This is a genomic window from Celeribacter halophilus (assembly GCF_900114135.1).
Lineage (GTDB): Bacteria > Pseudomonadota > Alphaproteobacteria > Rhodobacterales > Rhodobacteraceae > Celeribacter > Celeribacter halophilus.
In genome coordinates, this window is record NZ_FORY01000009.1 from 121,820 (window position 1) to 147,288 (window position 25,469).

The 25,469-nt window shown below is 58.0% G+C and carries 24 protein-coding genes; 13 read left to right on the plus strand and 11 right to left on the minus strand.

Annotated features, from left to right (window positions below; genetic code table 11):
- Nucleotides 1–13: 13 nt before the first annotated feature.
- Both serA and BM152_RS11245 read right to left on the minus strand, forming a co-directional pair.
- Complete coding sequence (serA, locus tag BM152_RS11240) at nt 14–1,606, minus strand: phosphoglycerate dehydrogenase (RefSeq protein WP_066601167.1); 1,593 nt, start codon at nt 1,604–1,606, stop codon at nt 14–16.
- A gap of 127 nt (nt 1,607–1,733) precedes the next feature.
- Complete coding sequence (locus BM152_RS11245) at nt 1,734–2,876, minus strand: phosphoserine transaminase (RefSeq protein WP_066601169.1); 1,143 nt, start codon at nt 2,874–2,876, stop codon at nt 1,734–1,736.
- A gap of 510 nt (nt 2,877–3,386) precedes the next feature.
- On the opposite strand from BM152_RS11245, the gene BM152_RS11250 reads away from it, so the two are divergent.
- The 4 genes from BM152_RS11250 (at nt 3,387) to BM152_RS11265 (ending at nt 6,800) form a co-directional block, all read left to right on the plus strand.
- Nucleotides 3,387–3,572 (plus strand): hypothetical protein, encoded by a 186-nt coding sequence (locus BM152_RS11250; RefSeq protein WP_066601170.1) that lies wholly within the window; start codon nt 3,387–3,389, stop codon nt 3,570–3,572.
- A complete protein-coding gene (locus tag BM152_RS11255) occupies nt 3,569–5,029 on the plus strand; it encodes a sodium:solute symporter family protein (protein WP_066601172.1) in 1,461 nt (486 codons plus the stop codon). The genes BM152_RS11250 and BM152_RS11255 overlap by 4 nt, the downstream gene beginning before the upstream one ends.
- A gap of 141 nt (nt 5,030–5,170) precedes the next feature.
- Nucleotides 5,171–6,049, plus strand: coding sequence for a phosphoserine phosphatase SerB (gene serB, locus BM152_RS11260; RefSeq protein WP_066601174.1), 879 nt, complete (start codon nt 5,171–5,173; stop codon nt 6,047–6,049).
- Nucleotides 6,042–6,800: a TSUP family transporter gene (locus tag BM152_RS11265; protein ID WP_066601176.1), complete on the plus strand. Its 759-nt coding sequence runs from the start codon at nt 6,042–6,044 to the stop codon at nt 6,798–6,800. Before serB ends, BM152_RS11265 begins: the two co-directional genes overlap by 8 nt.
- A gap of 43 nt (nt 6,801–6,843) precedes the next feature.
- Here the strand turns inward: BM152_RS11265 and BM152_RS11270 are convergent, their stop codons facing one another.
- Nucleotides 6,844–7,842, minus strand: a complete 999-nt coding sequence (locus BM152_RS11270) for an asparaginase (protein WP_066601178.1) — start codon at nt 7,840–7,842, stop codon at nt 6,844–6,846.
- Nucleotides 7,843–8,021: 179 nt separating this feature from the next.
- On the opposite strand from BM152_RS11270, the gene BM152_RS11275 reads away from it, so the two are divergent.
- Both BM152_RS11275 and rlmN read left to right on the plus strand, forming a co-directional pair.
- Nucleotides 8,022–8,561 (plus strand): invasion associated locus B family protein, encoded by a 540-nt coding sequence (locus BM152_RS11275; RefSeq protein ID WP_066601180.1) that lies wholly within the window; start codon nt 8,022–8,024, stop codon nt 8,559–8,561.
- Between the two features lie 228 nt (nt 8,562–8,789).
- The gene (rlmN, locus tag BM152_RS11280) at nt 8,790–9,974 is read left to right on the plus strand and encodes a dual-specificity RNA methyltransferase RlmN (RefSeq protein ID WP_066601182.1); all 1,185 of its coding nucleotides are present in this window, start codon (nt 8,790–8,792) and stop codon (nt 9,972–9,974) included.
- A gap of 112 nt (nt 9,975–10,086) precedes the next feature.
- Here the strand turns inward: rlmN and BM152_RS11285 are convergent, their stop codons facing one another.
- Nucleotides 10,087–10,947 carry an LOG family protein gene (locus BM152_RS11285; RefSeq protein ID WP_066601184.1) on the minus strand — a complete coding sequence of 287 codons (861 nt, stop codon included), beginning with the start codon at nt 10,945–10,947 and terminating at the stop codon, nt 10,087–10,089.
- A gap of 120 nt (nt 10,948–11,067) precedes the next feature.
- Between BM152_RS11285 and dapD the strand changes: the two genes are divergently transcribed.
- Complete coding sequence (gene dapD, locus BM152_RS11290; protein ID WP_066601243.1) at nt 11,068–11,895, plus strand: 2,3,4,5-tetrahydropyridine-2,6-dicarboxylate N-succinyltransferase; 828 nt, start codon at nt 11,068–11,070, stop codon at nt 11,893–11,895.
- A 158-nt stretch (nt 11,896–12,053) separates the two neighbouring features.
- Nucleotides 12,054–12,296 (plus strand): GlsB/YeaQ/YmgE family stress response membrane protein, encoded by a 243-nt coding sequence (locus tag BM152_RS11295; protein ID WP_066601186.1) that lies wholly within the window; start codon nt 12,054–12,056, stop codon nt 12,294–12,296.
- On the opposite strand, the gene BM152_RS11300 is transcribed toward BM152_RS11295, so the two are convergent.
- Both BM152_RS11300 and BM152_RS11305 read right to left on the minus strand, forming a co-directional pair.
- Nucleotides 12,289–12,552, minus strand: coding sequence for a DUF6525 family protein (locus tag BM152_RS11300; RefSeq protein ID WP_066601245.1), 264 nt, complete (start codon nt 12,550–12,552; stop codon nt 12,289–12,291). The genes BM152_RS11295 and BM152_RS11300 overlap by 8 nt on opposite strands.
- A complete protein-coding gene (locus tag BM152_RS11305) occupies nt 12,549–13,754 on the minus strand; it encodes a GTP-binding protein (RefSeq protein ID WP_066601187.1) in 1,206 nt (401 codons plus the stop codon). Before BM152_RS11305 ends, BM152_RS11300 begins: the two co-directional genes overlap by 4 nt.
- Before the next feature lie 127 nt (nt 13,755–13,881).
- On the opposite strand from BM152_RS11305, the gene BM152_RS11310 reads away from it, so the two are divergent.
- Nucleotides 13,882–14,232: a hypothetical protein gene (locus BM152_RS11310; RefSeq protein ID WP_066601189.1), complete on the plus strand. Its 351-nt coding sequence runs from the start codon at nt 13,882–13,884 to the stop codon at nt 14,230–14,232.
- Between the two features lie 49 nt (nt 14,233–14,281).
- Here the strand turns inward: BM152_RS11310 and BM152_RS11315 are convergent, their stop codons facing one another.
- Complete coding sequence (locus tag BM152_RS11315; protein WP_066601191.1) at nt 14,282–15,334, minus strand: transporter substrate-binding domain-containing protein; 1,053 nt, start codon at nt 15,332–15,334, stop codon at nt 14,282–14,284.
- A 260-nt stretch (nt 15,335–15,594) separates the two neighbouring features.
- Between BM152_RS11315 and dapE the strand changes: the two genes are divergently transcribed.
- The 4 genes from dapE to BM152_RS11335 all read left to right on the plus strand — a co-directional run bounded on the left by dapE (nt 15,595) and on the right by BM152_RS11335 (nt 20,881).
- Entirely contained in the window at nt 15,595–16,740 is a 1,146-nt protein-coding gene (gene dapE / locus BM152_RS11320; protein WP_066601193.1) for a succinyl-diaminopimelate desuccinylase, read from the plus strand.
- Nucleotides 16,737–17,162: a GNAT family N-acetyltransferase gene (locus BM152_RS11325; RefSeq protein WP_066601194.1), complete on the plus strand. Its 426-nt coding sequence runs from the start codon at nt 16,737–16,739 to the stop codon at nt 17,160–17,162. The genes dapE and BM152_RS11325 overlap by 4 nt, the downstream gene beginning before the upstream one ends.
- A gap of 112 nt (nt 17,163–17,274) precedes the next feature.
- Entirely contained in the window at nt 17,275–19,530 is a 2,256-nt protein-coding gene (rnr, locus tag BM152_RS11330; RefSeq protein WP_066601197.1) for a ribonuclease R, read from the plus strand.
- A gap of 94 nt (nt 19,531–19,624) precedes the next feature.
- Nucleotides 19,625–20,881, plus strand: a complete 1,257-nt coding sequence (locus BM152_RS11335; protein WP_066601201.1) for a lytic murein transglycosylase — start codon at nt 19,625–19,627, stop codon at nt 20,879–20,881.
- A 25-nt stretch (nt 20,882–20,906) separates the two neighbouring features.
- Here the strand turns inward: BM152_RS11335 and BM152_RS11340 are convergent, their stop codons facing one another.
- The 4 genes from BM152_RS11340 to gpmI are packed head-to-tail and all read right to left on the minus strand — an operon-like array spanning nt 20,907 to nt 25,458.
- Nucleotides 20,907–21,386: an RNA pyrophosphohydrolase gene (locus BM152_RS11340; RefSeq protein WP_066601206.1), complete on the minus strand. Its 480-nt coding sequence runs from the start codon at nt 21,384–21,386 to the stop codon at nt 20,907–20,909.
- 51 nt (nt 21,387–21,437) lie between these two features.
- The gene (locus BM152_RS11345; RefSeq protein ID WP_066601208.1) at nt 21,438–22,763 is read right to left on the minus strand and encodes a S41 family peptidase; all 1,326 of its coding nucleotides are present in this window, start codon (nt 22,761–22,763) and stop codon (nt 21,438–21,440) included.
- A gap of 41 nt (nt 22,764–22,804) precedes the next feature.
- Nucleotides 22,805–23,935: a murein hydrolase activator EnvC family protein gene (locus BM152_RS11350; protein WP_066601211.1), complete on the minus strand. Its 1,131-nt coding sequence runs from the start codon at nt 23,933–23,935 to the stop codon at nt 22,805–22,807.
- A complete protein-coding gene (gpmI, locus tag BM152_RS11355; protein WP_066601212.1) occupies nt 23,932–25,458 on the minus strand; it encodes a 2,3-bisphosphoglycerate-independent phosphoglycerate mutase in 1,527 nt (508 codons plus the stop codon). Before gpmI ends, BM152_RS11350 begins: the two co-directional genes overlap by 4 nt.
- Between the last annotated feature and the right edge of the window lie 11 nt (nt 25,459–25,469).

The following is a 25,469-nucleotide window of genomic DNA, read 5'->3' on the forward strand; positions in this document are numbered from 1 at the left end:
CGTCCGCCTGAAATCAGACTTTGAAGTGCAGCGGGATCACGCGCTGGAACAGACCGGAGTCTTTGAGCGCCTTCACCGTTTCCTCTTTCACCGGCGTGTCGAGGAAGGTCATTGCGATCGCATCGCCACCTTCTTCGGCGCGGCCAAGGGTGAAGTTGGCGATGTTTTCATTATGCTCGGCCAGAAGCGTGCCGAGTTTCCCGATGATGCCCGGAACGTCCTTGTTGGTGGTGTAGAGCATATGCTCGCCCACTTCGGCGTCGATGGTGATGCCTTTGATCTGGATGAAGCGCGGCTTGCCATCGGAGAACACCGTGCCGGCGATGGTGCGGTATTTCTCGACGGTCTGGATGTCGAGCTTGATGTAGCCTTCAAAGGAACCGGAGGCATCCTGTGTGGTTTTGGAAAGCTGGATCCCGCGCTCTTTGGCGATCAGCGGTGCGGAAACCATGTTCACGTCGGGGTTCACCGCTTGCATGATACCTGCAACCACAGCCGCTTCGAGCGCCTTGAGGTTCATCTCGGAGGCAACACCGTCATAGGTGATGTTGATCGACTCGATGGCTTCTTCGGTAACCTGACCGATGAAGGAACCGAGATATTCGGCCAGTTTCACCCACGGCCCCATAACTTTCGCTTCTTCGGCGGTCATGGAGGGCATGTTCAGTGCGTTTTCAACGGCACCGTCCAGCAGGTAGTTGGACATTTGCTCGGCCACTTGCAGCGCCACGTTTTCCTGAGCTTCCGTGGTGGACGCACCGAGGTGCGGGGTGCAGACCACATTGGGCAGACCGAAGAGCACGTTCTCTTTCGCGGGTTCTTCAGCAAACACGTCGAAAGCTGCGCCAGCGACATGGCCGGATTTCAGCAATTCGGCCAGAGCGACCTCGTCCACAAGACCGCCACGGGCACAGTTGATGATCCGCACGCCTTTTTTGGTTTTCTCAAGGTTCTCTTTCGAGAGGATGTTGCGGGTCGAATCGGTCAGCGGAACGTGCAGCGTGATGAAGTCGGCGCGTTTGAGAAGCTCGTCGAGTTCGACTTTTTCCACACCCATTTCATTGGCGCGTTCTTCGGAGAGGAAGGGATCGTAAGCGATCACTTTCATTTTCAGGCCAATCGCGCGGTTACAAACGATACCACCGATGTTGCCCGCGCCGATGACGCCGAGGGTTTTCGCGGTCAGCTCGGTGCCCATGAATTTGGACTTTTCCCATTTGCCCGCGTGGGTGGAGGCGGAGGCTTCGGGAATCTGGCGTGCCACGGAGAACATCATCGCAATCGCGTGTTCTGCGGTGGTGATCATGTTGCCGAACGGCGTGTTCATTACTATCACACCTTTTTTCGACGCGGCTTCCTTGTCGACGTTGTCGGTGCCGATACCGGCGCGGCCGACCACTTTGAGGTTGTCGGCTTTTTCCAGAAGCGACGGCGTCACTTTGGTGGCAGAGCGAATTGCCAGACCGTCATATTTGCCGATGACTTCGGCCAGCTTCTCTTTGTCTTTGCCAAGCTCGGGCATGAAGTCGACTTCGATGCCACGGTCGCGAAAGATCTGGACTGCGGTTTCCGAGAGTTTGTCGGAGACGAGAACTTTGGGGGCCATGTTGGGCGCTCCTCGGGAATATGTTGGGATTGGGAGCCGGGCGTAGACGCCCGGCGCTTTGATCCTGTGGGGGCCGACAAAAGTCCGACAGAAGTCCGACAGTTTGCCGACCGCCAAAAATCAGGTGTTATTGCTCAGCAATGCACTCTTCGAAGGCCCATTTGAGCCAGAGTGTCAGGGCCTCAAGATCGGAGGCTTCCACCGTCGCACCACACCACACGCGCAGACCTGCAGGGGCGTCGCGATAGGCACCGATGTCGTAAGCAGCGTTGTAGTCTTCGAGCTTCTTGGCCACGGCCTTCGCAAAGGCAGCACCGTCCGTGATGCGGTCGTCGGTGAACTTGAGACACACGGAGGTGTTGGAGCGCGTCGCCTCGTCTTCAGCGAGGTTGGCGATCCAGTCATGACGGTCGCAGAAATCCCAAAGCACCTTGGCATTGGTGGTCGAACGCTTGATCAGACCTTCCAGCCCGCCAACCGTTTTCGCCCAGTCCAGCGCCACGAGGTAGTCCTCAACCGCCAGCATGGACGGGGTGTTGATCGTTGCACCGGTGAAGATCCCGTCGATCAGCTTGCCGCCTTTGGTCATGCGGAAGATTTTCGGCAGCGGCCATGCAGGGGTGTAGCTTTCCAGACGCTCGACCGCGCGCGGGGACAACACGATCATCCCGTGTGCCGCTTCGCCGCCCATGACCTTCTGCCAGGAGAAGGTGGTCACATCGAGCTTGTCCCAAGGCAGGTCCATCGCAAAGGCCGCAGAGGTCGCATCACAGATGGTCAGCCCTTCCCGGTCAGCGGGGATTTTGTCGCCGTTGGGGACGCGCACACCAGATGTTGTGCCGTTCCACGTAAAGACAACGTCGGTGTTGAAATCGACATCCGCAAAATCGACGATCTGACCGTAGTCAGCGGTTTTCACTTCGGCGTCGATTTTGAGCTGTTTGACAACGTCTGTAACCCAGCCTGCACCAAAGGATTCCCATGCGCACATGGTCGCTTTGCGTGCGCCCAAGAGAGACCAGAGCGCCATTTCGACAGCGCCGGTATCAGAGGCCGGCACGATGCCGATCTTGTAATCGGCGGGAATGCCGAGGACCTCACGGGTCGTCTCGATCGCGGCTTTCAGCTTGTCCTTGCCAACCTTGGCACGGTGCGAACGGCCCAGTGGGGCGTCAGCCAGCAGATCCAGAGAAAATGTGGGGATTTTGGCGCAAGGGCCGGACGAAAAACGCGGGTTCGCAGGACGCGCCTGCGGATGCTTGGTAGCCATATCTGCTATCCTTCCAGATATAATGCCTCTCGTTGGGGAGAGGTGTCCCGCCGCCGCAGATATTCCCATGCAAAAGAAAAAGCAACTGTTCTTTCGCACCTGTTTTCGCCGCAGCGCAACATCCGCACCCGTCAGGGCGCGGGATTGCGCGGGGCTGTCCCATGAGGCTTTCCTGGCATCTTCTGTGCGCCAAACTGTAACCCTATGACGTGATTGTTGAGGGGCTTCACCCCTAAGGGTGGCCTTGAAATCTGACTGATGGGTCAAATGTTTTTGGCCGGAATTGTCATGTTTTTGTATCATTTTCGGGATTTTTTGCGTAAACATCCCTCCACTCGGCGCCTTAGAGGGGCGCGGGGGAGGGAGAGAGGCTGTCGGGGCCGGAATCTCCCGGCAACAGTCCGGCTTGCCTGCCTGTTGTGACTTGCCCCGATCCGATCAGGTCTGCGGCTAGAGGACGCAGACAAAGATGGTCGGACCGTTTCCAAACATCAGGACAAGACCCGAAAAATGTCATTCCGAATCGCTATAGCCCTCTGGGGCATCGTCATCCTTGCATGCTATGTTGTGCCATATTTCCTGCTCGGCTCCGTCGCGCATTGGACGGGGGCCTTCCTGTTCTGGACCCTAGCAGGCCTCGCCGTGATCCTTCTCAATGTCGTGGCCACCTCCGGTTTCGGGGAGGGCGACGAATGAATACCGCTCTCGTGCTCTGGGGCGTTGCCCTCTATGTGATCCTCGGCCTTACGGTCGCATGGGTTTCCCGCGCCGGATCATCGTCTTCGATGTCCGATTACTTCCTCGGAAACCGCGCCATGAACGGCGTTCTGTCGGCGTTGAGCTACTCCGCGACAACCTATTCTGCCTTCATGATGGTGGGGCTGGCTGGCTTGACCTACAAAGGCGGGGTGGGTGCTCTCGGGTTTGAAATCGTGTATTTCGCAGGGGTGTCACTCGTTGCCATTTTCGGCCCGCGTTTCTGGGCGGTTGGCAAGCGCTTCAATTTCGTCACCCCCTCCGAGATGCTCGGCCATCGCTACAACAGCAAATGGGTGGCCGTGGCGGCGGGGCTGGTCAGCCTTGTCTTCCTCATTCCATACTCCTCGGTGCAGCTTTCCGGTGTCGGCTATCTGCTCTCTGGCATGACCGGCGGTGCGATCCCCTTTGGTTGGGGCATCGTAATCGCAACAGTTCTTGCCATCCTGTTTTCCTATATCGCAGGCATCCGCTCCGTTATGTGGACTGACAGTTTGCAAGCTCTGGTGATGATCCTTGCTGCCGTGATCGTTTGTGTCCTCGTGATCTCCGAACTTGGCGGATTCAACGCTCTGTTTGACGCGGTTTCCGCGCGCAACCCGGAGATGTTAACCGTGCCGGGACCGGGTCTGTTCAGCTTCAAGACCTTCCTTGGACTGACGATCCCGTGGTTCTTTTTCTCGATTTCGAATCCGCAGGTCAGCCAGCGCCTGTTCATGCCGAAGTCCCTGCGTGCGCTGCGACATATGCTGTTGATCTTTCTCTGTTTCGGACTGGTTTACACCGTTGTCTCCGTGCTCTGGGGCTTCTCGGCCTATGTTGCCTTTCCGGACCTTGAGAAACCGGACTTGGCCACAGCGACGCTTCTGGCGTCGGATTATGTGCCGCCACTTCTGGGGGTGATCGTGATGATCGGTATTCTTGCGGCTGCGGTTTCGACCATCGACTCGATTCTGTTGACGCTGTCATCGGTCTTTGCCCGTGATGTCTGGGGCAACATGTCCCCGTCGAAGGATGCGGCGCAACTCAAGGTCGGCAAATTCGTCATCCCCGTGATCTCGGTTCTGGCGTTGGCTTTTGCTTCCTTCCAGATTTCAATGATCGCGATCCTGTCGGTGGCCGCCTCTGTCGGGCTGATCGTGACAGTGCCTGCGATTATCGGCGCATTTTTCTGGACGCGCGGCACATCGGCGGGGGCTTTGTTGTCGATTTTGGGCGGGGTTGCCTTTGTCATCACCATGTATCTGACCGGAAACAAACTCTGGGGCCTCAATGCCGGAGTGCTGGCCTTGCCCGTTTCTGTAGCGCTTTTTGTCGGGGGCAGTCTGTTAACCCGTCCTGATGCGATGCGAGCGAAAGAGTTTCTGTCAGCCGCGCAGAGCAAGCGGACCTCCTGAGCGACGTCTCATGACCTCCACATCACCACAAGCGGCCCTTCGGGGCCGCTTTGACTGTCGACCCTTGCCCGTATCGAAAAGGCTGGAAAGCCTGTGCCGTGCGCGGTATCAGGCGGGCGCAAAGATATTTCGGAGCCTCCCATGTATGCCGTCACGCTTTTGACCAACCCTGCCGCCCCCGCGCTCAATCTTTCGACGGCGGAGGCTCTGCGCTCGGCTTGGGGAGGTGGTGATCTGAAGTGGCTTGCTTTGGGCGAGGCCGCTGAATTCATGGTCGAGCAGGTGCCATCCAACCTTTGGGATGTCTGGGAAGGTCTCCAGACACAAGGTATCGACCTTGTTGCCCAACCCGCAGAGGAGCGCCGGAAAAAGATGCTTCTGGCCGATATGGATTCGACCATGATCCAGCAGGAATGCATCGACGAACTGGCGGATGTTGCCGGCGTTGGCGAGCGGGTCAAGGAGATCACCGCCAAGGCGATGAATGGCGAACTGGACTTTGAGGGAGCTTTGACCGAGCGGGTCGGGCTTTTGAAAGGCTTGCCGGAGAGTGTCATCCAAAAGGTTATCGACGAGCGGATCACCTTCATGCCGGGGGGCAAGGCCCTTTTGGCGACAATGAAGCGCGACGGGGCTTATGCGGCGCTGGTTTCGGGCGGGTTTACGGCCTTTACAGGCTATGTGGCCGAAACGCTCGGGTTCCATGAGAACCGCGCCAATACCTTGCTGGTCGAGAACGGCGAGCTGGTCGGCAAGCCGGGCCTACCGATTCTCGGGCGCGAGGCCAAGGTTTCAGCGCTCAATGAGATCACCGAACGCCTCGGTTTGACGCATGGCGATGTGATCGCCGTGGGAGACGGGGCGAATGATCTGGGCATGTTGAAACTGGCCGGTGCGGGCGTTGCCTTGCATGCCAAACCGTCCGTTGCCGCCGAATGCGATATCCGTATCAACCACGGAGATCTCACCGCGCTGCTCTATGTTCAGGGCTACGCAAAAGCCGATTTCGCCGATGTTTGAGGTCTCGCTTGACCTGCTGCTGATCCTCATAGCGGCGGGGTTTGCCGCAGGATTTGTGGACAGTATCGCAGGCGGAGGCGGGTTGATTACGGTGCCTGCCTTGATGCTTGCAGGGATTCCGCCGGTGCAGGCGCTTGCGACCAATAAGGTGCAGGGATTGTTCGGGGCCGGTATGGCGGCGATCAACTATGCGCGGGCCGGGCATGTCGATTTGCGCACGCAGATCGTGCCGGCGGTCCTGTCCTTCGCGGGTGCCATTCTCGGGGCCCTTCTGGCCAGTTCTTTGCCCACGGATGTGATCCGGCTTGGCCTGCCCGTGCTTTTGATTGCGATTGCGCTTTTCTTTGCCTTCAAGCCGGGGCTGAACGATGTGGACCGTACCCAACGCATCACGCCAACCCTGTTTGCCGCGAGTTTTGTGCCTTGTATCGGGTTTTATGACGGTCTTTTGGGGCCGGGCACGGGGGCATTTTTCATGCTCGGTTTTGTGAGTCTTGCGGGCTATGGCATCCTGAAAGCCACCGCCCACACAAAGCTGCTGAACTTTGCTTCAAATGTGGGCGGGCTGGTCGGGTTTGTTCTGGTCGCCAAACCCTTGTGGATGCTGGGTCTCGCTATGGGCATGGCCCAGATCGCGGGGGCCTATGTGGGCTCGACACTCGCCACAAGGATCGGTGCGCGACTGATCAAGCCCGTGCTGGTGATCGCTTCGACGGCTCTTGCGCTCAAGCTCGTTTCCGAGTGGTTTTGAGTCTTTATACAGCCAAGGAAACGAGAGCGTAGCGCGCGAGATTTCAGGCCGGAAAGCCCGCTGCCGGTTTGATTTCGCCTGTGTTGATTCCTGCGAAATTCGGCACGTCGGGGTTGAGGCGCTTTTTCACCAGCGGATCATTTGCATCGAGCGCACCAAGCTTCACCAGAAGGGCGGCGATGGCACATTCCGATGCGCGTGTCGCCCCGTCGGTAATTTTGAGCGCCACGCCCAGACCTTGTTCTGGCAGGATCGCGGTGAACACGCCTTCTGCGCCGGTTTTGATTGTAACTTTGCCCTTGGCTGCACGCATCAACTCGGTGCAGGCGCGACCCTCTCCGGCGACCAAATCGGGATAGCTGCGCATGGCTTTCGCCAAACGGAACGCGGCACGCTCCATCCTGTCGCCCTCTTCGCGGGCTCCGGCAAAATAGCCCATAGCACGGCCCAATCCGCGCAGGGTTGTAGCAAAATTGGGGGCGGAACAGCCGTCGATGCCGAAGCTGGGGGAGGTCTCTCCCGTCACGGTTTCAAAGGCATCAAGCGCGGCCTTTTGCACAGGATGGTCGGGATCAACGTAGTCCGGTCCAGTACCCAGATGTTGGGTCAAGGTCAGAAAGCCGCAATGTTTGCCGGAGCAATTGTTGTGGATGCGGCATTTCCCGCTTTCGGCCTTGATCTGTGCATTGCGTGTGGGAATGTCCCACGGCGTCTGTGGGCCGCAAATCAGGTCGTTCTCGCTCAGACCCAGATCGCTGAGCCACGCGCCAACCCGCTGGGTGTGGATCGGTGCGCCCTGATGCGAGGCGCAGGACAGAGCGATCTGTTCTTCTGTCAGGCCCTTGGCATCGGCCGCGCCGGAGGTGATCAGGGGCAGCGCCTGAATCATCTTCACCGACGAGCGCGGCAGGATCACCGTGTCGGGATCGCCCCAGCTTTCGATCACTTCGCCTTCGGCGTTGCAGATCACGGCGATACCAGCATGGCGGCTCTCCAGAACCGGCCCGCGCCAAACCTCGACCATCTCTTGTGTCACGGTCATTTCTCGATCCTTTCACGTTTCAGCGAATTTCTGCCAAGGCCCTTTCCCAAGTCGGCGGAAGTGCGTTACTGTGCCGACAGACGATAGGATTTGGCCTGACCCCATTCGAAAACCGCAGCTATAGACAGCGGAGCGTGTGGTCAACAGAGGCCGACATAACGAGAGGCAGTGAGAGATCAATGAGTTTTTTCGTGAAACAGACCCTGTTTGCGGCGGCCCTTGCGGCGATGACAGGTCCGGCATTCGCGCAGGAAAGCACCAATCAAGTGGGATCGAACACTGATTGGTATGTCTATGAAGAGAGCCAGCCGACCAAGACATGCTGGGCTGTGTCGGTTCCGAAAGAGACCCTGAACACCGATAGCGCGGGGCGTCCGAAATCTGTGGTGCGCTCCGAGATTTTGCTGTTTGTCACCTATGGTCCCGGCAATGGGGTCAACGGACAGGTGTCCTTCCTTGGCGGCTATCCATTTGCGCCTGGGTCGAATGTGACCATGGAAATCGGTGGTTCGGAGTTTAACCTGTTCACCAATTCCGACGATGAAACGGCTTGGGCTGTTACGCCGGAAGACGATGCCAAGATCATCGCGGCGATGAAGCGCGGAGCAACGGCGACGCTCACGGGCCGGTCTTCGCGGGGCACGATCACCAAGGACACGTTCTCGCTTTTGGGCTTTACCGCCTCGGTCGAGGAAGCTGCAAAGCGCTGCGGCAAGTAAAGGTTTATCAACAGAAGTGATGAGGGCCCTGCATCTGCGGGGCCTTTTCATATGGCTTTCTGGCTGAAAATCCTGTAAATGAACCGCTTAAATCGTTTCGCGAAAGGTCTGCGTGCAGGCTTTCGGGAGACGCCGTGTAACCTATTTGATGTGGTAAGCCTTCCGTCATCGACTTGTGTTTCAAGTTGATCCCGTCAGGCATTTATCACCGGTTTGAAGAGAGCCGCCATGGAACCCAGCGCACCGATTACGCAGGATGTAATGACCTTTCCGCGCAAGGAAGAGCCGTCCGACAAGATCAACATTGTCGGGCTGACCCGTGATGCGTTGCGTCAGGTGTTGATCGAGCACGGCGCACCCGAAAAGCAGGCAAAGATGCGTGCGGGGCAGATCTGGCAATGGGTGTATCTCTGGGGCGTGCGCGATTTTGCCGAGATGACCAACCTTTCGAAAGCCTATCGCGAAGAACTGGCGGAGAAATTCGAAATCCGCATTCCCGAAGTGGTGTCCAAACTCGTGTCCGAAGATGGCACGCGCAAATATCTGGTGCGGATTGCGGGCGGTCATGAGGTCGAGGTGGTGTATATCCCCGAAGACGGGCGCGGCACCTTGTGCGTGTCGTCGCAGGTGGGCTGCACGCTGACTTGTTCTTTCTGTCACACGGGCACGCAAAAGCTGGTGCGGAACCTGACTGCGGGCGAGATTGTCGGTCAGGTGATGATGGCGCGGGACGATCTGGACGAATGGCCCGAGCGCGGCACCCGAACCGTTGAAGCGCGTCTCTTGTCCAATATTGTCCTGATGGGCATGGGCGAGCCCTTGTATAACTTCGAAAATGTGCGCGATGCGATGAAGATCGTCATGGATCCTGAAGGCATTCAGCTGGGCCGTCGCCGTATCACCCTTTCGACCTCTGGTGTCGTGCCGGAAATCCACCGGACGGCGAAAGAAATCGGCTGTCTTCTGGCTGTGTCTTTCCACGCGACCACGGACGAGACCCGCGATGTTTTGGTGCCGATCAACAAGCGCTGGAACATCGACGCGCTTTTGACGGCGCTGGCTGAGTATCCCAAGGCCTCTAATTCCGAACGTATCACCTTTGAATATGTGATGATCGACGGGGTGAATGACACGGATGATGATGCACGTCGCCTTGTTCAGCACCTGAAAGACTACAAGATTCCGGCCAAGATCAACCTGATCCCCTTCAACGAATGGCCCGGCTCCGCCTACAAGCGTAGCTCGAACAACCGCATCCGCTCTTTTGCCGCGATTTTGATGGAGGCGGGCTATGCCTCGCCTATTCGCAAGCCGCGTGGCGAAGACATTATGGCGGCCTGTGGTCAGCTCAAATCCGCGACCGAACGCGCGCGCAAATCCCGCAAACAGATCGCAGCTGAAGCCGGTCTTTGAACTGGTAGCGTTGATTTAACCATGCCCGTGGTAACCTACGGGCATGGAATGGGTGCGAATCAGAGATGATGGCACTTAACGCCGTCAGTGGCACGATTGCCGCGACACAGGGTTAGCTTTCGCGCCCGACGATTTCATCGCGCGGTCCTTCCTCAGGCCACCCATCAATCGCGCGAACGGCCTCCTCTGCGGTTTCCACGAATTTGAACAGCTCCAGATCTTTGGGGGAAATGGTACCCGCGTCGGCCAAAGCTTCCCAGTTGATGATGTTTTCCCAGAAGGAACGCCCGAACAGCAAAAACGGCACACGGTTCATGCGGCCCGTTTGAATGAGGGTGAGGCTCTCGAACATCTCGTCCAGTGTCCCGAACCCGCCCGGAAAGACTACAATCGCCTTGGCACGCATCAGGAAGTGCATCTTGCGGATCGCGAAATAGTGGAAGTTGAAACACAATTCCGGCGTGACATATTCGTTCGGGGCCTGCTCGTGCGGCAGCACAATGTTGAGGCCGATGGACAGCCCGCCCGCATCTTTTGCGCCACGGTTTCCGGCTTCCATCACACCGGGGCCACCGCCGGTCACGATGACGTTCTCCCGATGCCCGTTGCCTTTGGCGCGCTCGGTCATGATTCGCGAGAAATCCCGTGCCTCGTCATAATATTTCGACAGCTCTGCCAGCGTCTCGGTCTTGGCCGTCTCTTTCTTGTCAGGGGCCGGAATCCGTGCGCCACCGAAAAGAACGATGGTGCTTTCCACCCCGAACTCTTCCATCAGAATTTCAGGTTTCAAAAGTTCCAACTGCAACCGGACGGGGCGCAATTCGTCCCGAAACATGAACTCATCATCCGTAAAGGCGAGCTTATAGGATGGTGAGCGGGTTTGCGGTGTGTCGGGGATATGGCGTGCGGTTTCCTGATCCACCCGGCTGTTACGCAGGGGGTGGCGGCGATCCATTGGTTTGGTGTCAGTCATGTGTGCTGCCTCATATGTCGTTTTGTCTCGTTACCTGTGCACTCTCACGCGTTGCGTGGGGGGGCCTGAGCGACTATAGCCTTCAGGAACAAATATTCCACGATGACCTCGGAGACCAACATGTCGAATGCACAGCTCGAAGCCGCCATCGAAGCCGCGTGGGACGCGCGCGATACCATCACGCCCGCGACCGGCGGTGAGACCCGTGAAGCCATTGAAGCGACATTGAATGCGCTCGATCATGGCGAAATTCGCGTGGCTGAAAAGCAGGAAGACGGCAACTGGAGCGTCAACCAATGGGCCAAGAAAGCTGTGCTTCTGGGCTTCCGCATCAAGGATATGGAATTGCATGACGGCGGTCCGCAAGGCTCCGGCTGGTGGGACAAGGTCGACAGCAAGTTCAAAGGCTGGGGCACAGCCGAGTTTACCGAAGCCGGTTTCCGCGCCGTGCCGAATGCCGTTGTGCGCAAGTCTGCTTATATCGCGCCGGGCGTGGTGCTGATGCCGTCCTTCGTGAACCTCGGTGCATATGTGGACAGCGGCACGATGGTCGACACATGGGCAACTGTCGGGTCCTGTGCGCAAATCGGCAAGAACGTCCACCTTTCGGGTGGTGCTGGCATCGGTGGCGTGCTTGAGCCGCTTCAGGCCGGTCCTGTGATCATTGAAGACAACTGCTTCATCGGTGCGCGCGCCGAGGTGGCCGAGGGCGTAATCGTCCGCGAAGGCTCCGTGCTGGGCATGGGCGTTTACCTTGGTCAGTCCACCAAGATCGTGGATCGCGAAACGGGTGAAGTTTTCTACGGTGAAGTGCCGCCCTATTCCGTTGTTGTTGCGGGGACGATGCCGTCGAGAAACGGTGTGAACCTGTATTGCGCGGTGATTGTGAAGCGTGTGGATGCCAAAACCCGCTCCAAAACCGGCATTAACGAGCTTCTGCGCGACTAAGGCGAATAAAACTCAAGAGACGGGCGTGCAAAGGGGAACCTTTTCGCGCCCGTTTCGTTATATATTTGTCTGAAATATTTTTGATGCCGTAGATCGTCCGCAATCAATTCGTGATCCGAGTTCATTGCGGAGTGTTTAGGGTGAAACAGGAGGGTCACATGGGACTTGGACTTATTGCGTCGATCATCGTCGGGGGCTTAGCCGGTTGGATTGCCAGCCGTATGATGGACGCCAAAACCGGAATTTTTATGAATATCATTTTGGGGATCATCGGGGCGTTTGTCCTCAACCTGATCCTCTCCCTGCTGGGCATTTACGCCGCGAATAGTTGGCTGCCGCAGCTCATTGTTGGGACATTCGGTGCGATCCTTTTGATCTGGGTAACCCGCAAGCTCAGGTAGTTCCGTCGGCGTCGAACGTGTAGGCGTCCTTTGCAAGGCGCTGCGCCTCAATACGCGACAGATGGGCCAGAGCGCGTTCCTCGCAGCCGCCATAGAGGGACAGCGCACCCGCCCAAAGTCTGCGCACGGAACGCGGGGACCACGGTAAAGCCGCCTCCATCAGCCAGAGCCGCAACGGGCGCGGCAGGCGGTCAAACTCCCGCATAGGGTCGTTTGCCCGCCGCCGCTTGCGCAAACTGGTGTTCAGATTGCTCATGCCGCCGCAGCCCCCCATTTCGGAAACGGATCATTGAGGATTTGGGCCAGCTCTAAATCGACCCGATCTTCCGGCCCGATCAAGGCAGAATCGAGTTTGGCGCGGATGAGTGCTTCGTCCATGCCGGAACCGATAAAGACAATCTCCTGACGCCGATCTCCGAACCCGTCGGTCCAGACTTCTGCGATCTGCAAGCGGCCTTCGGGATGATCTGGCCAATATTTCTCAGGCACCGCCGCCCACCACCGGCCCAAGGGCTTGATCGTGCTGAGTGCGCCCGCCATGGAAAATTCCGCGGCCCAATCCGGACGGGTGGCCAGCCAGAAATGCCCTTTTGCGCGGATCACACCGGGCAAATCACCGTTCAGAACGGTTTCGATGGTAGTCGGATCAAAGGGTCGACGCGCACGATAGACGAAGGATGTGACGTCATATTCGTCGGTTTCGGGCGTATGGTCGGCAAAGCCGTAAAGCTCTTTGGCCCAAAGCGGATGTTCATGGGCGTGGTCGAAATCGAACAGACCGGTGCCGAGCACTTCCTTGGTGGCAACTTCGGAGTAGTCGGTTTCGATCACCTTGGCGTCGGGGTTGAGGGCGGCGACAATTTTGCGCGCTGCCAGAAGTTTATCCGGCCCCGCATCGGTGATCTTGTTCAGGATGATGATATCTGCAAATTCGATCTGGTCAACCAGAAGGTCAACGATGCGCCGTGTGTCTCCTTCGCCAGCAACCTCGCCGCGATCTCCGAGGAAGTCGTGACTGCTGTAGTCATTGAGCATGTTGACCGTATCAACCACCGTCACCATCGTGTCGAGGCGGGCGATGTCGTCGAGGCTTTCCCCGTTTTCATCACGGAAGGCAAAGGTCGCAGCAACGGGCATGGGCTCTGCGATGCCGGTCGATTCGATGAGCAAATAATCGTATTTTCCGGCGTCGGCGAGACGTCGGACTTCTGTCAGCAAATCGTCCCGCAAGGTGCAGCAAATACAGCCGTTGCTCATTTCGACCAGAGTTTCCTCGGTGCGCGACAGCTCCGCTCCACCCTGACGGACCAGATCGGCATCGATATTCACCTCGGACATATCATTGACGATCACCGCGACGCGCAGACCGGCGCGATTGTTCAGAAGGCGGTTGAGCAAGGTGGTCTTGCCGGAGCCGAGGAAACCGGAGAGGACAGTGACAGGCAAGCGTTCGGGCATTTGGGTGTTCCTTCGTGAGAGACGTCGCAAAATAGGTATGTAATAACATAACGTCAAGACTCATTCCCGAAGCTGCACCACGATTTGCCTGCTTGACTTTTCACCCGAGCCTCCGCAAAGGGAAGGCATGTCAAAATCCGCAAAACCTTCCCGTCAAAAAGTTTACACCCTTCTGGTCGAAGTTGGCCGCAAGGACGGTGACGGCTTGCCCAAAGGGGCCACGGGCGGCGCGTTGATGATCTACGCTTCTGGCGTGGACGAGGCGGAAGCTGTGCGCGAGACTGTCGCGATCCTGAAACAGGCGGATGTAGCGCCGCTGGATGTGACCGGATACGGCACGCTCGAAGAACGTATCGCCGAAGGGCACGAGATTTCTGATGAGGAAAAAGAGCTGATGCAGCGCGCGCTGGATGAAAACTCGGTGATCGTCGCGCAGATGACCCCGTTTTTCGAAGGCGACAACGGGACCCGCCACTAACGTGACGGTTTTCCGCCGGATCAGTCTCTAAAACCTGTCTCGTTCCGCCTTATTTCTGGCCGAACCATTTGCGGTAAATCTGGTTATAGGTGCCGTCTTCGCGCAGCTTGAGCAGGCTGTGGTTTATCTGGTCGGCATGCGGAGAACTGGTCGGTAGCGCGATACCATAGTTTTCCGGCAGGAAAATCGGCCCGACTACACGTCCAATCCCTTTCCCTTCGTGGCTGACGTAATAGGCGAGGATTGGTGCGTCAAAGACAACGGCATCAATGTCACCTTGTTCGAAAGCCTCAATCAGTTCCTGCGGATTGGAATATGGGTCGAAGTTCAGATCGCGCCGGAGAAGAAATTCGGCGGCGGTGGAGTTTTCGACCGTGCCTACGGTTTTACCGTAAAGATCGCCAATGCCGGAGACATTCGACTGGATGGCTTCGATCGTCAGCACCGCGGTAATGCGTGCGACAAAGACAGACACGAGAAACAGAGACGAAATCACCAGAAAGACACCAAACACGCGTCCCAGTGGGGAACGCGGTTGGCGCTCCTCGAAACCGCCATTTACCACGAGGTTCAGCGCCCACCAGAATGCGGGGAACATGGCCTTTCGTGCGGGCAGGGCGAAGTATTCCTGATGATGCTTTTCAAAATACCACATCAACATGCCGCCACCGAACAGCAGGGCAAATGCACCGGCAATCGCCAGAACCATGTCCCGTGACATAATCGCCGACCAGATCGAAATCTCCCCGCCATCGGCGCGGGTCATGATCTGAAGGCCCGCTTCAAAGATCGGCTGGGTGAAATCCATCACCAGTTCGCGGCTGGACGTGATCGAAATGTTGCCCACGGCGGCGTCAGCTTCGCCGTTCTCGATGGTCTCAAGCATTTCGGGGAAGTTGTCGACGCGGGAAACCGTATAGGACCAGCCGAGATCTTTCGCGAGTGCATCCCACAGATCCATAGCAAATCCGGTTTGCTCGCCGTCTTCCTCCATCGAAAACGGCACGCGGGTTACGGTCATGACTTTATGGTCTTGGGCTGTCGCGGAGAATGGGCCGAACAGCACAAAAAATGTCGCTAAAATGCGCAAAACGTGTTTCATAGTCGTCCCTCATCTGCCCGTGCATATGGCATAGGACAGGGGGCGTTTTCAATCACGGAAGAAAAGACAGCCTGCCTGACGTTGCGGGTCGGGAGAGGGGTGACAAAAGTGCAACGACTTCGCGTCTCGGGTGCACAAAGAGCAGACACAATCTATTTTGGGGCGTGTGGAGATGTTGGGTCACATTGGATTAACCTTTGCATTGCTCACCGGCGCAAGCCTCGGTAGGTCTATGGGGCAATAATCCCAGAGGACGTATCATGGCCCTAGATCCCGTTGAATTGACCTCCGCTTTGGTCCGCTGTCCAAGTGTGACCCCTCTTGAGGCTGGCGCACTCGAATTGCTTGAAAAGACCCTAAGCGAGGCCGGATTTAGCTGTGTCAGGGTTGATCGTAACGGGACGCCGAATCTGTTTGCACGATGGGGCGACAAGGCCGCGCCGCGCACGCTGGGTTTCAACGGCCATACGGATGTTGTGCCTGTTGGCGACGAGGCCGTGTGGACAGTCGATCCGTTCGGCGGCGAGATCAAGGATGGCAAGCTCTGGGGACGCGGGGCGACCGATATGAAGTCCGGCGTGGCCGCGTTTGTTGCGGCGGCGTGTGATTATACGACCCGAAATCAGCCCGATGAGACTGCTATCATCATCTCCATCACCGGTGATGAAGAGGGGGACGCTACGGACGGGAGCATCGCCCTTCTGGATTATATGGAAGAGGCAGGCGAGAAGATGAGCGTGTGTCTGGTCGGTGAGCCGACCTGTCCGAACACGATGGGCGAGATGATCAAGATCGGCCGGCGCGGCTCTATCACCGGTTATTTCACGGCGCACGGGACGCAAGGCCATGTCGCCTATCCGCATCAGACTCTCAATCCGGTGCCGGCTCTGGCGAAGCTGATGTCGGATCTGTCCGAGCATTGCCTTGATCAGGGCACTGAACATTTCGACCCGTCCAATCTTGAGGTGACGACCTTTGATGTGGGCAACGCGGCCACCAATGTCGTGCCCGCCACAGCGCAGGCGACGGTTAATATCCGCTTCAACGATGCCCATTCAGGCGCGTCTTTAAGTGACTGGATGCGTGCCAAGGCGAAAGCGGTGTCCGAGAAAACAGGCGTCGCGATTGATGTGAGCTTCCAGATTTCCGGCGAAAGTTTCCTGACCCCGCCGGGTCGTTTTGTTGATCTGGTTGCGGAGGCGGTCGCCAAATCCACGGGTGTCACGCCGGAGCTGTCCACCACAGGCGGCACATCGGATGCGCGTTTCATCAAAAACCATTGCCCCGTTGTCGAATTCGGACTGGTCGGAAAGACCATGCACAAGGTTGATGAACATGTGGAGGTCGCCCATATCACCGCCCTGAAAGATGTCTATTCCAGCCTGATTGGAGACTATTTCGCATGACTGTCACAATCTCGAAAACCTCAGATATCGACGCCTGTCACAAGCTGAGAATGCTCGTTTTCGTCGAGGAGCAAAAGGTGCCCGTTGAAGAGGAGATTGATGATCTCGACGATATTTCAACGCATCTTCTTGCCAAGGATACGGATGGCGCGGCGCTTGGCACGGCGCGCATTTTTGAGGTCGGAGAGATCGGCAAGATTGGTCGGGTTTGTGTCGTGAAATCACAGCGTGGCACAGGGCTTGGTGCGCGGTTGATTGAGGCCTGTCTTGAAGAGTTGCGCCAGCGTCCGCATCTGAAGCAGGCCAAGCTCGGCGCACAAAACCATGCAATCGGGTTTTACGAACGTTTCGGTTTTCGCGTGATTGGCGAGGAATATCTGGACGGGGGCATCCCGCATCACGATATGGTTCTGGACCTGTAAGCACGTTTCAGGTGGCGGCAGACTGCCTGTGTGCGCAACTGTGCCTGTGAAATCCTGACGGGAGATCGCTTTGCCAGTGGTGAGGCGGATCACCTCGTGATAGCTTTGATGTATGAGCAGGATCCCAACCAAGGACGAAATCCTCCAGTGGATTTCGGACAACCCGACCCAAACCGCGAAACGCGACATTGCCAAGGCTTTCGGCATCAAAGGCGCTGCGCGCATTGATTTGAAACGCGTGCTCAAAGAGCTTGAGGACGAGGGCCATCTGCGCAAACAGCGTAGAACCTATCGCGATCCCGACAAACTGCCTCCGGTGTCTGTGCTGTCTGTGCTCGCACCGGACCAGAACGGTGATCTCTTCGCGCGTCCTTTGGAGTGGACCGGAGACGGCCCCGAGCCGCGGGTTCTTTTGTCGCTCAGAGACAGCGATCCCGCGCTTGGCGAAGGGGAGCGCATCCTTGCGAAACTTCAGGAAGTGAAGGGCGAGGATCATCAATATCTGGCGCGGCTGATCCGGAAAATAGGCTCTAATCCACGCAAAATCCTTGGCGTTTACCGTAAAGGCGCGGAGGGCGGGCGTGTTGTGCCCATCGATAAGGGCAATGAGAAAGACTATCTTGTGCGCGCGGGTAATGACTACGGCGCACAGGATGGCGAGTTGGTCGAGGCTGAACAGGCCGGACCGAAGAACCGTATGGGTCTGCCGAACGCGCGGATCATAAACCGTCTGGGCGACCCGACGGCGCCCAAGGCGGTGTCGCTGATCGCGATTCACCAACACGGTATCCCCGACGAATTCCCCGATGAGGTCATCGCAGAGGCCGACAAGGCCAAACCCGCCGGTCTCAATGGTCGCGAAGACCTTCGCGATATGCCGCTTGTGACCATTGATCCGGCGGATGCGCGAGACCATGATGACGCGGTTTGGGCCGAGTTCGACACTGATCCAAAGAATGAAGGCGGCTTTGTCCTTTGGGTCGCGATTGCTGATGTGGCCTATTATGTAACGCCCGGCTCGGCGCTGGATCGCGAGGCGTGGAATCGGGGCAATTCGACCTATTTCCCCGATCGCGTGGTGCCCATGCTGCCGGACCGCCTCTCCGGTGATCTGTGCTCGCTGCATGAGGGTGTGCCGCGTGCTTGTATTGCGGTCCGGATGGTTATTGATGCGGAAGGCAAAAAACTTTCGCACCGGTTTGTTCGCGGTTTGATGAAATCCGCAGCCTCGCTCAATTATGCGGAAGTTCAGGCGGCGCGTGATGGTGATGTGAATGACAAATGCGGCCCGCTGATGGAGACCGTCATCACGCCGCTGTTCGAGGCTTACGAAGCCCTCAAACGGGCGCGCAAGGCCCGTCAGCCGCTGGATTTGGATCTTCCCGAGCGCAAGATCGTTCTTGACGAAGACGGACGTGTGTCCTCCGTCGCTCTGTCGGAACGCTATGACGCGCACAAGCTGATCGAAGAATTCATGGTGCTGGCCAATGTGGCGGCCGCTGAAGAGTTGTTCCATCGCAACCGCCCGCTTTTGTATCGTGTTCACGAAGAGCCTTCGGACGAGAAAATGGATGCCCTGCGCGAAGTGGCGCAGGCTTCGGGCTTTACGCTGGCGAAGGGGCAGGTGATCCATACGTCGCATCTGAACAAACTTCTGGCGCAGGCTGAAGGGACGGATCACGACGAGCTGATCAACATCTCGACGCTGCGCTCGATGTCGCAGGCGTATTATTTCCCCGAGAATTTCGGGCACTTTGGCCTCGCGCTTCGGTCTTACGCCCATTTCACCTCTCCGATCCGTCGTTACGCCGATCTGATCGTGCACCGCGCACTGATTTCGGCGCACGGCTGGGGCAAGGACGGCTTGTCGCCGGAAGAGATCGACAGGCTCGAAGCCACCGCAAAACATATTTCCGAGACCGAGCGGCGCTCTATGGTGGCCGAGCGGGATACCAATGACCGTTATCTCGCCTCCTATCTGAGCGAGCGCGTCGGCAACGAGATGACGGGGCATATTTCCGGCATCCAGAAGTTTGGCGCTTTCGTCAAACTCGACGAGACGGGGGCGGACGGGCTTGTGCCGGTGCGGACGATGGGGGCGGAGTTCTTCCATTTCGATCCGGAGGAACAAACCCTCATGGGTGCGGAGACCGGCATCGTGATTTCTGTTGGCCAGAAAGTCACCGTCCGAATCGCGGAAGCGGTGCCCGAGACGGGCGGGCTGGAACTGGAACTGTTGTCCATCGACGGGGCCATGTTGCCGCGCGGTCCGCGCCGTGCAAAGGGGCGTCCGGTCTCGCGCAAATATAACAAGTCCAAGGCAAAGAAAGCCAAGCTCAAGAAAAAGGTGCAGCGCCGGAGAAAGTGAGATCGTAGCGGAAAATCGCCGCTCGAAATTTGCCCAGTTCAAGGCCGGTGCCGATTCAGTTTAGCCTGAGCCAAAATCAAACGGAGCAGTCAGTATGCGTTCTCTTGTTATCGGTGCCATCAGCATCTCTCTGGGGCTTGGCCTCACTTCCGCGTTCGCGCAAACTGCCGGACGTATGGCGGAGACACCGCCTCAGTTACCGGGAGCTCATTTGGTGCAAAACGTGGCATCTCAGGCCGGATTCGAGACTTGGATCACGAATTTCAAACAGCGCGCGCGGCGTGAAGGTATTTCCGAAACGGTGCTCAACCAGGCGTTTCGCGGCGTGCGCTACAACACGGATGTGATTGCCAAGGACCGGCGTCAATCCGAGTTCACCAAGCAGATCTGGGACTACCTCGACAGTGCCGCGTCGCCGACTCGGGTGTCGAATGGTCAGAAAGCCATGCGCAAATACGCCAAGACGCTTGATGCGATCGAGCGGCGGTTCGGGGTCGATAAATATGTTGTCACCGCGATCTGGGGGTTGGAGAGCGCCTACGGCGAACATCGCGGCGATGTGAATGTGATCGAAGCGATGGCGACGCTGGCCTATGACGGGCGGCGCGGCGCGTTCTTTGAACAGCAGCTTATCGCCGCGCTCAAGATTTTGCAGAAGGGCGACACCCATCCGCGCAATATGAAGGGAAGCTGGGCCGGCGCTATGGGTCACACGCAGTTCATCCCGACCTCTTTCGAGGCCTTTGCGGTAGATGGTGACGGTGATGGGAAGCGTGACATCTGGTCGAATGACCCGACCGATGCGCTGGCGTCCACTGCCGCCTATCTGGCGCGGCATGGCTGGAACAAGGGGCAACCTTGGGGCGTTGAAGTGCGTCTTCCCAGCGGGTTCGACTATAGTTCGGCACGCCGTGATAACATGCGTAGCCCGTCGGATTGGGCCGCTTTGGGCGTGGTTGGGGTCGATGGGAGAGCCGTGCCGAACTACGGACGGGCTTCGATCCTTTTGCCTGCGGGAGCGTCCGGCGCGGCGTTCATGATCTTTGACAACTTCGCTGTGCTTGAGCGCTACAACAAGGCGGATGCCTATGTGATCGGGGTCGGGCATCTGTCGGACCGGCTCAAAGGCGGGCCGGCCATTCAGGCCTCTTGGCCGCGCGGTTATCAGCCTCTCTCTTTCAAAGAGAAAAAGCAGATGCAGCGGATTTTGAAGCGCAAAGGCTTTCTGGATGACAAGGTGGACGGCATCATCGGGCCGAACACGACCAATGCGATCCGCGCGTTTCAGAAGTCCATCGGGATTACGCCGGACGGCTACCCCTCACAGACATTGCTGAAACAGTTGCGCTGAAGCGTTTTGCGCATCGAATAAAGTATCAGGCGAGGTGGTCTGAGAATTCGGCCACCAAAGCCTCGTAAATATCGCGTTTGAACGGCACAATATCAGAGACCAATTCCGCCGAACTCGACCATTTCCACTGGCCGAACTCCGGATGGTCGGTCTCGATATTGATGGCGCTTTCGGGGCCGGTCAGGCGCAGGACAAACCAGAGCTGTTTTTGTCCGCGATATTTCCCTTTCCAGACCTTTCCCAAAAGATGATCGGGCAAGTCATAGGTGTGCCAGTCGGCGGTCTGCGCAAGCACTTCGATCTGATCGGAGGTTACACCGATTTCTTCCCAAAGCTCGCGCAAAGCGGCCTCTTGCGGTTCCTCGCCCGGATCAATCCCGCCCTGTGGCATTTGCCATGCGCCGGGGGTGTCGATGCGTTCACCGACAAAGACCTGCCCCTTGTCGTTCAAAAGCATGACGCCGACACAGGGACGATAGGGAAGGGTGGAGAAATCTTTGCTCATGAGGCCTGCCTTGGAAAAGAGGGGCGCTTTTGTTGGGCGCCCCTCGTGTTATCAGTCACCGATTTTCGACAGACCTTTCAGAAGGTCGATCGCATAGGCCAGTTGGAAGTCCTCGTCGCGCAGTTTGGCGGCCTCTTCGGCCTCGGCGCGTTCTTCTTCGATCTTGGCACGTTCATCTTCGGTGAGGCTGTCATTGTCGAGGGCTCCGCGCAGATCGGCTTCGGAACGGAACTTCGGTGTCTCTTCGGTCTCTTCGGCGACAGGCTGACGCGGCGGCTGTTCGACGATGATGTCGGGGGAGATGCCCAAAGCCTGAATGGAGCGGCCCGACGGCGTGTAATAGCGCGCGGTGGTCAGGCGCATGGCCCCGTCGGAACGCAGCGGCATAACCGTTTGCACGGAGCCTTTGCCGAAGGATTTCGTCCCGACAACCACAGCGCGGTGATGGTCTTGCAATGCGCCGGACACGATTTCGGAAGCCGACGCGGAGCCGCCATTGATCAGCACGACAATCGGTTTGCCCTGTGCCAGATCGCCTTCGGTGGCGTTGACGCGGGTGCTTTCCTCGGGCGAACGTCCACGGGTGGAAACGATCTCTCCTTCGTCAAGGAAGGCGTCGGAAACCTTGATCGCCTGATCCAGCAAGCCGCCGGGGTTGTTGCGCAGATCGACGATGATGCCATCGACATTGTCGATGCCGCCGAGTTCTTCGATACCTTCTTTCAGCCCGCTTTCGAGGTTCGGATAGGTCTGGTCGTTAAAGGTTGTGACGCGAAGCACGATGGAGTTGCCCTCAACTCGCGAACGCACGGCGGTGAGCTTGATCGTGTCGCGGATGATGGAGACATCGAAAGGATCATCGACGCCTTCGCGCACCACGGTGATCACGATTTCGGAGCCGACCGGCCCGCGCATCATCTCGACGGTTTCATCCAAAGTCATGCCAAGGACGCTTTGTCCGTCCACAGCGGTGATATAATCGCCCGCTTCAATACCGGCAATATCGGCTGGGGTGCCGTCCATCGGTGCGACCACTTTGACGAAGCCTTCTTCCTGCGTGACCTCGATGCCGAGACCGCCGAAAGAGCCGGACGTCTGCACTCGCATGTCAGCGGCGTCTTGCGGAGAGAGGTAAGAGGAATGAGGATCGAGAGAAGAGAGCATGCCGTCAATGGCGGCCTCGATGAGCTCTTCGGAATCGACTTCCTCGACATATTGCGCGCGGATGCGCTCGAACACGTCACCGAAGAGGTCGAGTTGTTCATAGACATTCGACGTTTTCTCCGCTTCTTGTGCCAAAAGCGGCCCGGCGAACTGGGTCGAGATCAACGTTCCGGCCAGAATGCCAGCCACGCCAGCCATCATGTATTTCTTCATCTCTTTCCTCTTTCTCGGGCCCCTGCCGGCCCTTGATCGTCTCAAAGCGGAGCGCCGGCGAACCAGTGTTCGGGGTTCACGGGCTGTCCGCCTTCTCTTACTTCTATATAAAGCGTCTCTGAAAGGCTCACGCCAGTGCCTTGTGTGGCATTCTCGACAAAGTCATCGAGATCTGGAGCAGCACCGCCCATAAGACCCACTGCCGTCCCTGCGGGCAGGACGGCTCCGATATCACCATAGACCTCATCAAGCCCGGCCAGAATGAGCAAAACGTCATTTGCGGGTTCAAGGATGATCACGTTTCCGTAGTCGAGGAACGGGCCTTTGTAGCGCAGCGTCGCGGGCCAGGGGGTTGTCACAAGGGACAAAGGCCGCGCGGCCCAGAGCCAGCCGGGGCGTTTGACACCTGCCGCATCGGCTTCGTTGAAGTTTCTGAGCATACGGCCCGGCACGGGCATTGGCCATGATCCCTGCGCGCTTCCGAGGTCGGGCAGGGGGGAAATCCCGTCCACGACATCCATCACGGCAAGACCCGATGCAAAGGCTTCGAGGGTCTCCGAACTGTCGATGAGTGTCTTGATCCGTTCGGGGGTGGTTGTGAAGCGTTGCGGCAGGTCGGTGCGGTCCGACATGGCTTGTGACAGTTCGGTGCGTGCCTGCTGCACCTCCTGCAAACCTTGGGAGAGCGTTTCGAGCGCCTCGTTTTGCAATTCCCGCAGGATTTGCACCTCTTCGAGACGCACGCGCATGTCCTCGACCTGAGCCTGAACGGTCGGCGCGACAGAGGCGACCAGCATTCCGGCGCGGGCCTGTCCAAGAGGACCGCTTGGGTGCACCAGTGCTTCGGGGGAGGCATCGGGTTTCATTCCGACCAGAATACCGAGAAGCTGGGCATATTGCCCGCTTTCATCGGCAAACTCCCGCGACAGTTCGGCTTCGCGCAAGGAGACTTGCCGCAAGCCCGACCGCATTGCCTCAAGCCCTTCTTCATAGGCTTGCACGACACCGGTCAGGGCCTTCACCCGATCCGAGGCGGATTGCGCGGCCTCCAAACGGCTATGTGCGTCATGGAATTGTGCAACCGCCGCTTCGGCCAGAGCCACAGGGCTTTCCTGCGCAAAGCCGGAACTGGCCAGAACGGCCATCGCAGTTGCCGCGATCAGAGCCTTCATTTGATGATCAGACTTTCGCCGGTCATTTCCTTGGGCTGGGGCAGGTTCATCAGCTCAAGGATGGTCGGGGCGACATCCGCAAGCCGACCGCCATCGCGCAGCTTGGCCCCGTCAGGTCCGCCAAACAGGATCACCGGCACGGGATTTGTTGTATGCGCCGTATGCGGTCCGCCTGTGACAGGGTCTACCATCGTCTCGCAATTCCCGTGATCCGCGATCACCAGCATCGCGCCGCCGACCTTTTCGAGCTCTGCGACCACCTTGCCCAAACCGTCGTCGACAGCTTCGCAAGCGGCGATGGCGGCTTCAAGGATACCCGTGTGACCGACCATGTCGGGGTTGGCGAAATTGGTGACGATCAGATCGTAACCCTCATCAATCGCCCAGACGAATTTCTCCGCCACTTCCGGTTCGCTCATCTCCGGTTGAAGATCATAGGTTGCCACTTTCGGAGATTGCGGCATGAACCGGTCTTCGCCCTCTTCGGGGACTTCCTTGCCGCCATTGAGGAAGAAGGTCACATGCGGATATTTCTCCGTTTCGGCCAGCCGGAATTGTTTTAGTCCGTGTTTGGAAACCCATTCGCCAAGCGTGTTCTTCAGATCGCGTGGCGGGAAGGCGGTTTGCATATAGGCGTTGTGGCCTTTGGAATATTCCACCATGCCAAGCAGTTCCGAGTAATTCGGACGCGGGCCGGTGTCGAAATCCTTGAACCCCGGCTCCCCGATAGCGCGCAGGATCTCGCGGGCACGGTCGGCGCGGAAGTTGTTGCAGAAGAACCCGTCCCCATCCACGATCCCGTCGTAATCGCCAATAACGGTCGCGGTGATAAACTCGTCTGTGTCACTGCGCGCATAGGCGTTTTCCACTGCTTCATGCGCTGTGTTAGCACGTTCTACACCGACACCTTTGACAATCGCGTTATAGGCTTGGGAGACACGTTCCCAGCGGTTGTCACGGTCCATAGCGTAATAGCGCCCGATCACCGTGCCGATGGTGGCGTATTCGGGCAGACGCGCCTCAAGCTCCGCGATGAAATCCGCTGCTGATTGTGGGGGTACGTCGCGCCCGTCTGTGATTGCATGGATGACCACCGGAACACCTTGGGCGATCACGGCTTTGGTCGCGGCCAGTGTGTGTTCGATATGGCCGTGGACTCCACCGTCGGAGATGAGCCCCATGAGATGTGCGGTGCCGCCCGCTTTTTTGACGTTCTTGGCGAAGCGCACAATTGCTTCATTGTCGAAGAAGGATCCGTCCTCGATGGACAGATCAATCTGCCCCAGATCCATCGCCACAACACGTCCTGCACCGATATTGGTGTGCCCGACTTCGGAGTTGCCCATCTGCCCGCTCGGCAGTCCCACGTCAGGGCCGAAGGTGATCAGCGTGCTGTGCGGACATTCCGCCATCAACCGGTCAAAGGTGGGCGTCTTCGCAATGGCCGGTGCGTTCGCTTCCTTTGTCGGGCCGATGCCCCAACCATCGAGAATACACAGGACGACGGGTTTCGGTGTGGCCATAGCGGGCTTCC

Excerpts from the sequence above, each read along its gene's own strand:
- serB (WP_066601174.1), top strand. The coding sequence starts at position 5,171 with ATGTATGCCGTCACGCTTTTGACCAACCCTGCCGCCCCCGCGCTCAAT.
- BM152_RS11345 (WP_066601208.1), bottom strand. The coding sequence starts at position 22,763 with ATGAAGAAATACATGATGGCTGGCGTGGCTGGCATTCTGGCCGGAACG.
- dapD (WP_066601243.1), top strand. The coding sequence starts at position 11,068 with ATGTCGAATGCACAGCTCGAAGCCGCCATCGAAGCCGCGTGGGACGCG.
- BM152_RS11335 (WP_066601201.1), top strand. The coding sequence starts at position 19,625 with ATGCGTTCTCTTGTTATCGGTGCCATCAGCATCTCTCTGGGGCTTGGC.
- BM152_RS11250 (WP_066601170.1), top strand. The coding sequence starts at position 3,387 with ATGTCATTCCGAATCGCTATAGCCCTCTGGGGCATCGTCATCCTTGCA.
- rlmN (WP_066601182.1), top strand. The coding sequence starts at position 8,790 with ATGGAACCCAGCGCACCGATTACGCAGGATGTAATGACCTTTCCGCGC.
- dapE (WP_066601193.1), top strand. The coding sequence starts at position 15,595 with ATGGCCCTAGATCCCGTTGAATTGACCTCCGCTTTGGTCCGCTGTCCA.
- BM152_RS11275 (WP_066601180.1), top strand. The coding sequence starts at position 8,022 with ATGAGTTTTTTCGTGAAACAGACCCTGTTTGCGGCGGCCCTTGCGGCG.
- gpmI (WP_066601212.1), bottom strand. The coding sequence starts at position 25,458 with ATGGCCACACCGAAACCCGTCGTCCTGTGTATTCTCGATGGTTGGGGC.
- BM152_RS11245 (WP_066601169.1), bottom strand. The coding sequence starts at position 2,876 with ATGGCTACCAAGCATCCGCAGGCGCGTCCTGCGAACCCGCGTTTTTCG.
- serA (WP_066601167.1), bottom strand. The coding sequence starts at position 1,606 with ATGGCCCCCAAAGTTCTCGTCTCCGACAAACTCTCGGAAACCGCAGTC.
- BM152_RS11315 (WP_066601191.1), bottom strand. The coding sequence starts at position 15,334 with ATGAAACACGTTTTGCGCATTTTAGCGACATTTTTTGTGCTGTTCGGC.
- BM152_RS11265 (WP_066601176.1), top strand. The coding sequence starts at position 6,042 with ATGTTTGAGGTCTCGCTTGACCTGCTGCTGATCCTCATAGCGGCGGGG.
- BM152_RS11255 (WP_066601172.1), top strand. The coding sequence starts at position 3,569 with ATGAATACCGCTCTCGTGCTCTGGGGCGTTGCCCTCTATGTGATCCTC.
- BM152_RS11270 (WP_066601178.1), bottom strand. The coding sequence starts at position 7,842 with ATGACCGTGACACAAGAGATGGTCGAGGTTTGGCGCGGGCCGGTTCTG.
- BM152_RS11285 (WP_066601184.1), bottom strand. The coding sequence starts at position 10,947 with ATGACTGACACCAAACCAATGGATCGCCGCCACCCCCTGCGTAACAGC.
- BM152_RS11305 (WP_066601187.1), bottom strand. The coding sequence starts at position 13,754 with ATGCCCGAACGCTTGCCTGTCACTGTCCTCTCCGGTTTCCTCGGCTCC.
- BM152_RS11325 (WP_066601194.1), top strand. The coding sequence starts at position 16,737 with ATGACTGTCACAATCTCGAAAACCTCAGATATCGACGCCTGTCACAAG.
- BM152_RS11295 (WP_066601186.1), top strand. The coding sequence starts at position 12,054 with ATGGGACTTGGACTTATTGCGTCGATCATCGTCGGGGGCTTAGCCGGT.
- BM152_RS11350 (WP_066601211.1), bottom strand. The coding sequence starts at position 23,935 with ATGAAGGCTCTGATCGCGGCAACTGCGATGGCCGTTCTGGCCAGTTCC.
- BM152_RS11300 (WP_066601245.1), bottom strand. The coding sequence starts at position 12,552 with ATGAGCAATCTGAACACCAGTTTGCGCAAGCGGCGGCGGGCAAACGAC.
- BM152_RS11340 (WP_066601206.1), bottom strand. The coding sequence starts at position 21,386 with ATGAGCAAAGATTTCTCCACCCTTCCCTATCGTCCCTGTGTCGGCGTC.
- rnr (WP_066601197.1), top strand. The coding sequence starts at position 17,275 with ATGAGCAGGATCCCAACCAAGGACGAAATCCTCCAGTGGATTTCGGAC.
- BM152_RS11310 (WP_066601189.1), top strand. The coding sequence starts at position 13,882 with ATGTCAAAATCCGCAAAACCTTCCCGTCAAAAAGTTTACACCCTTCTG.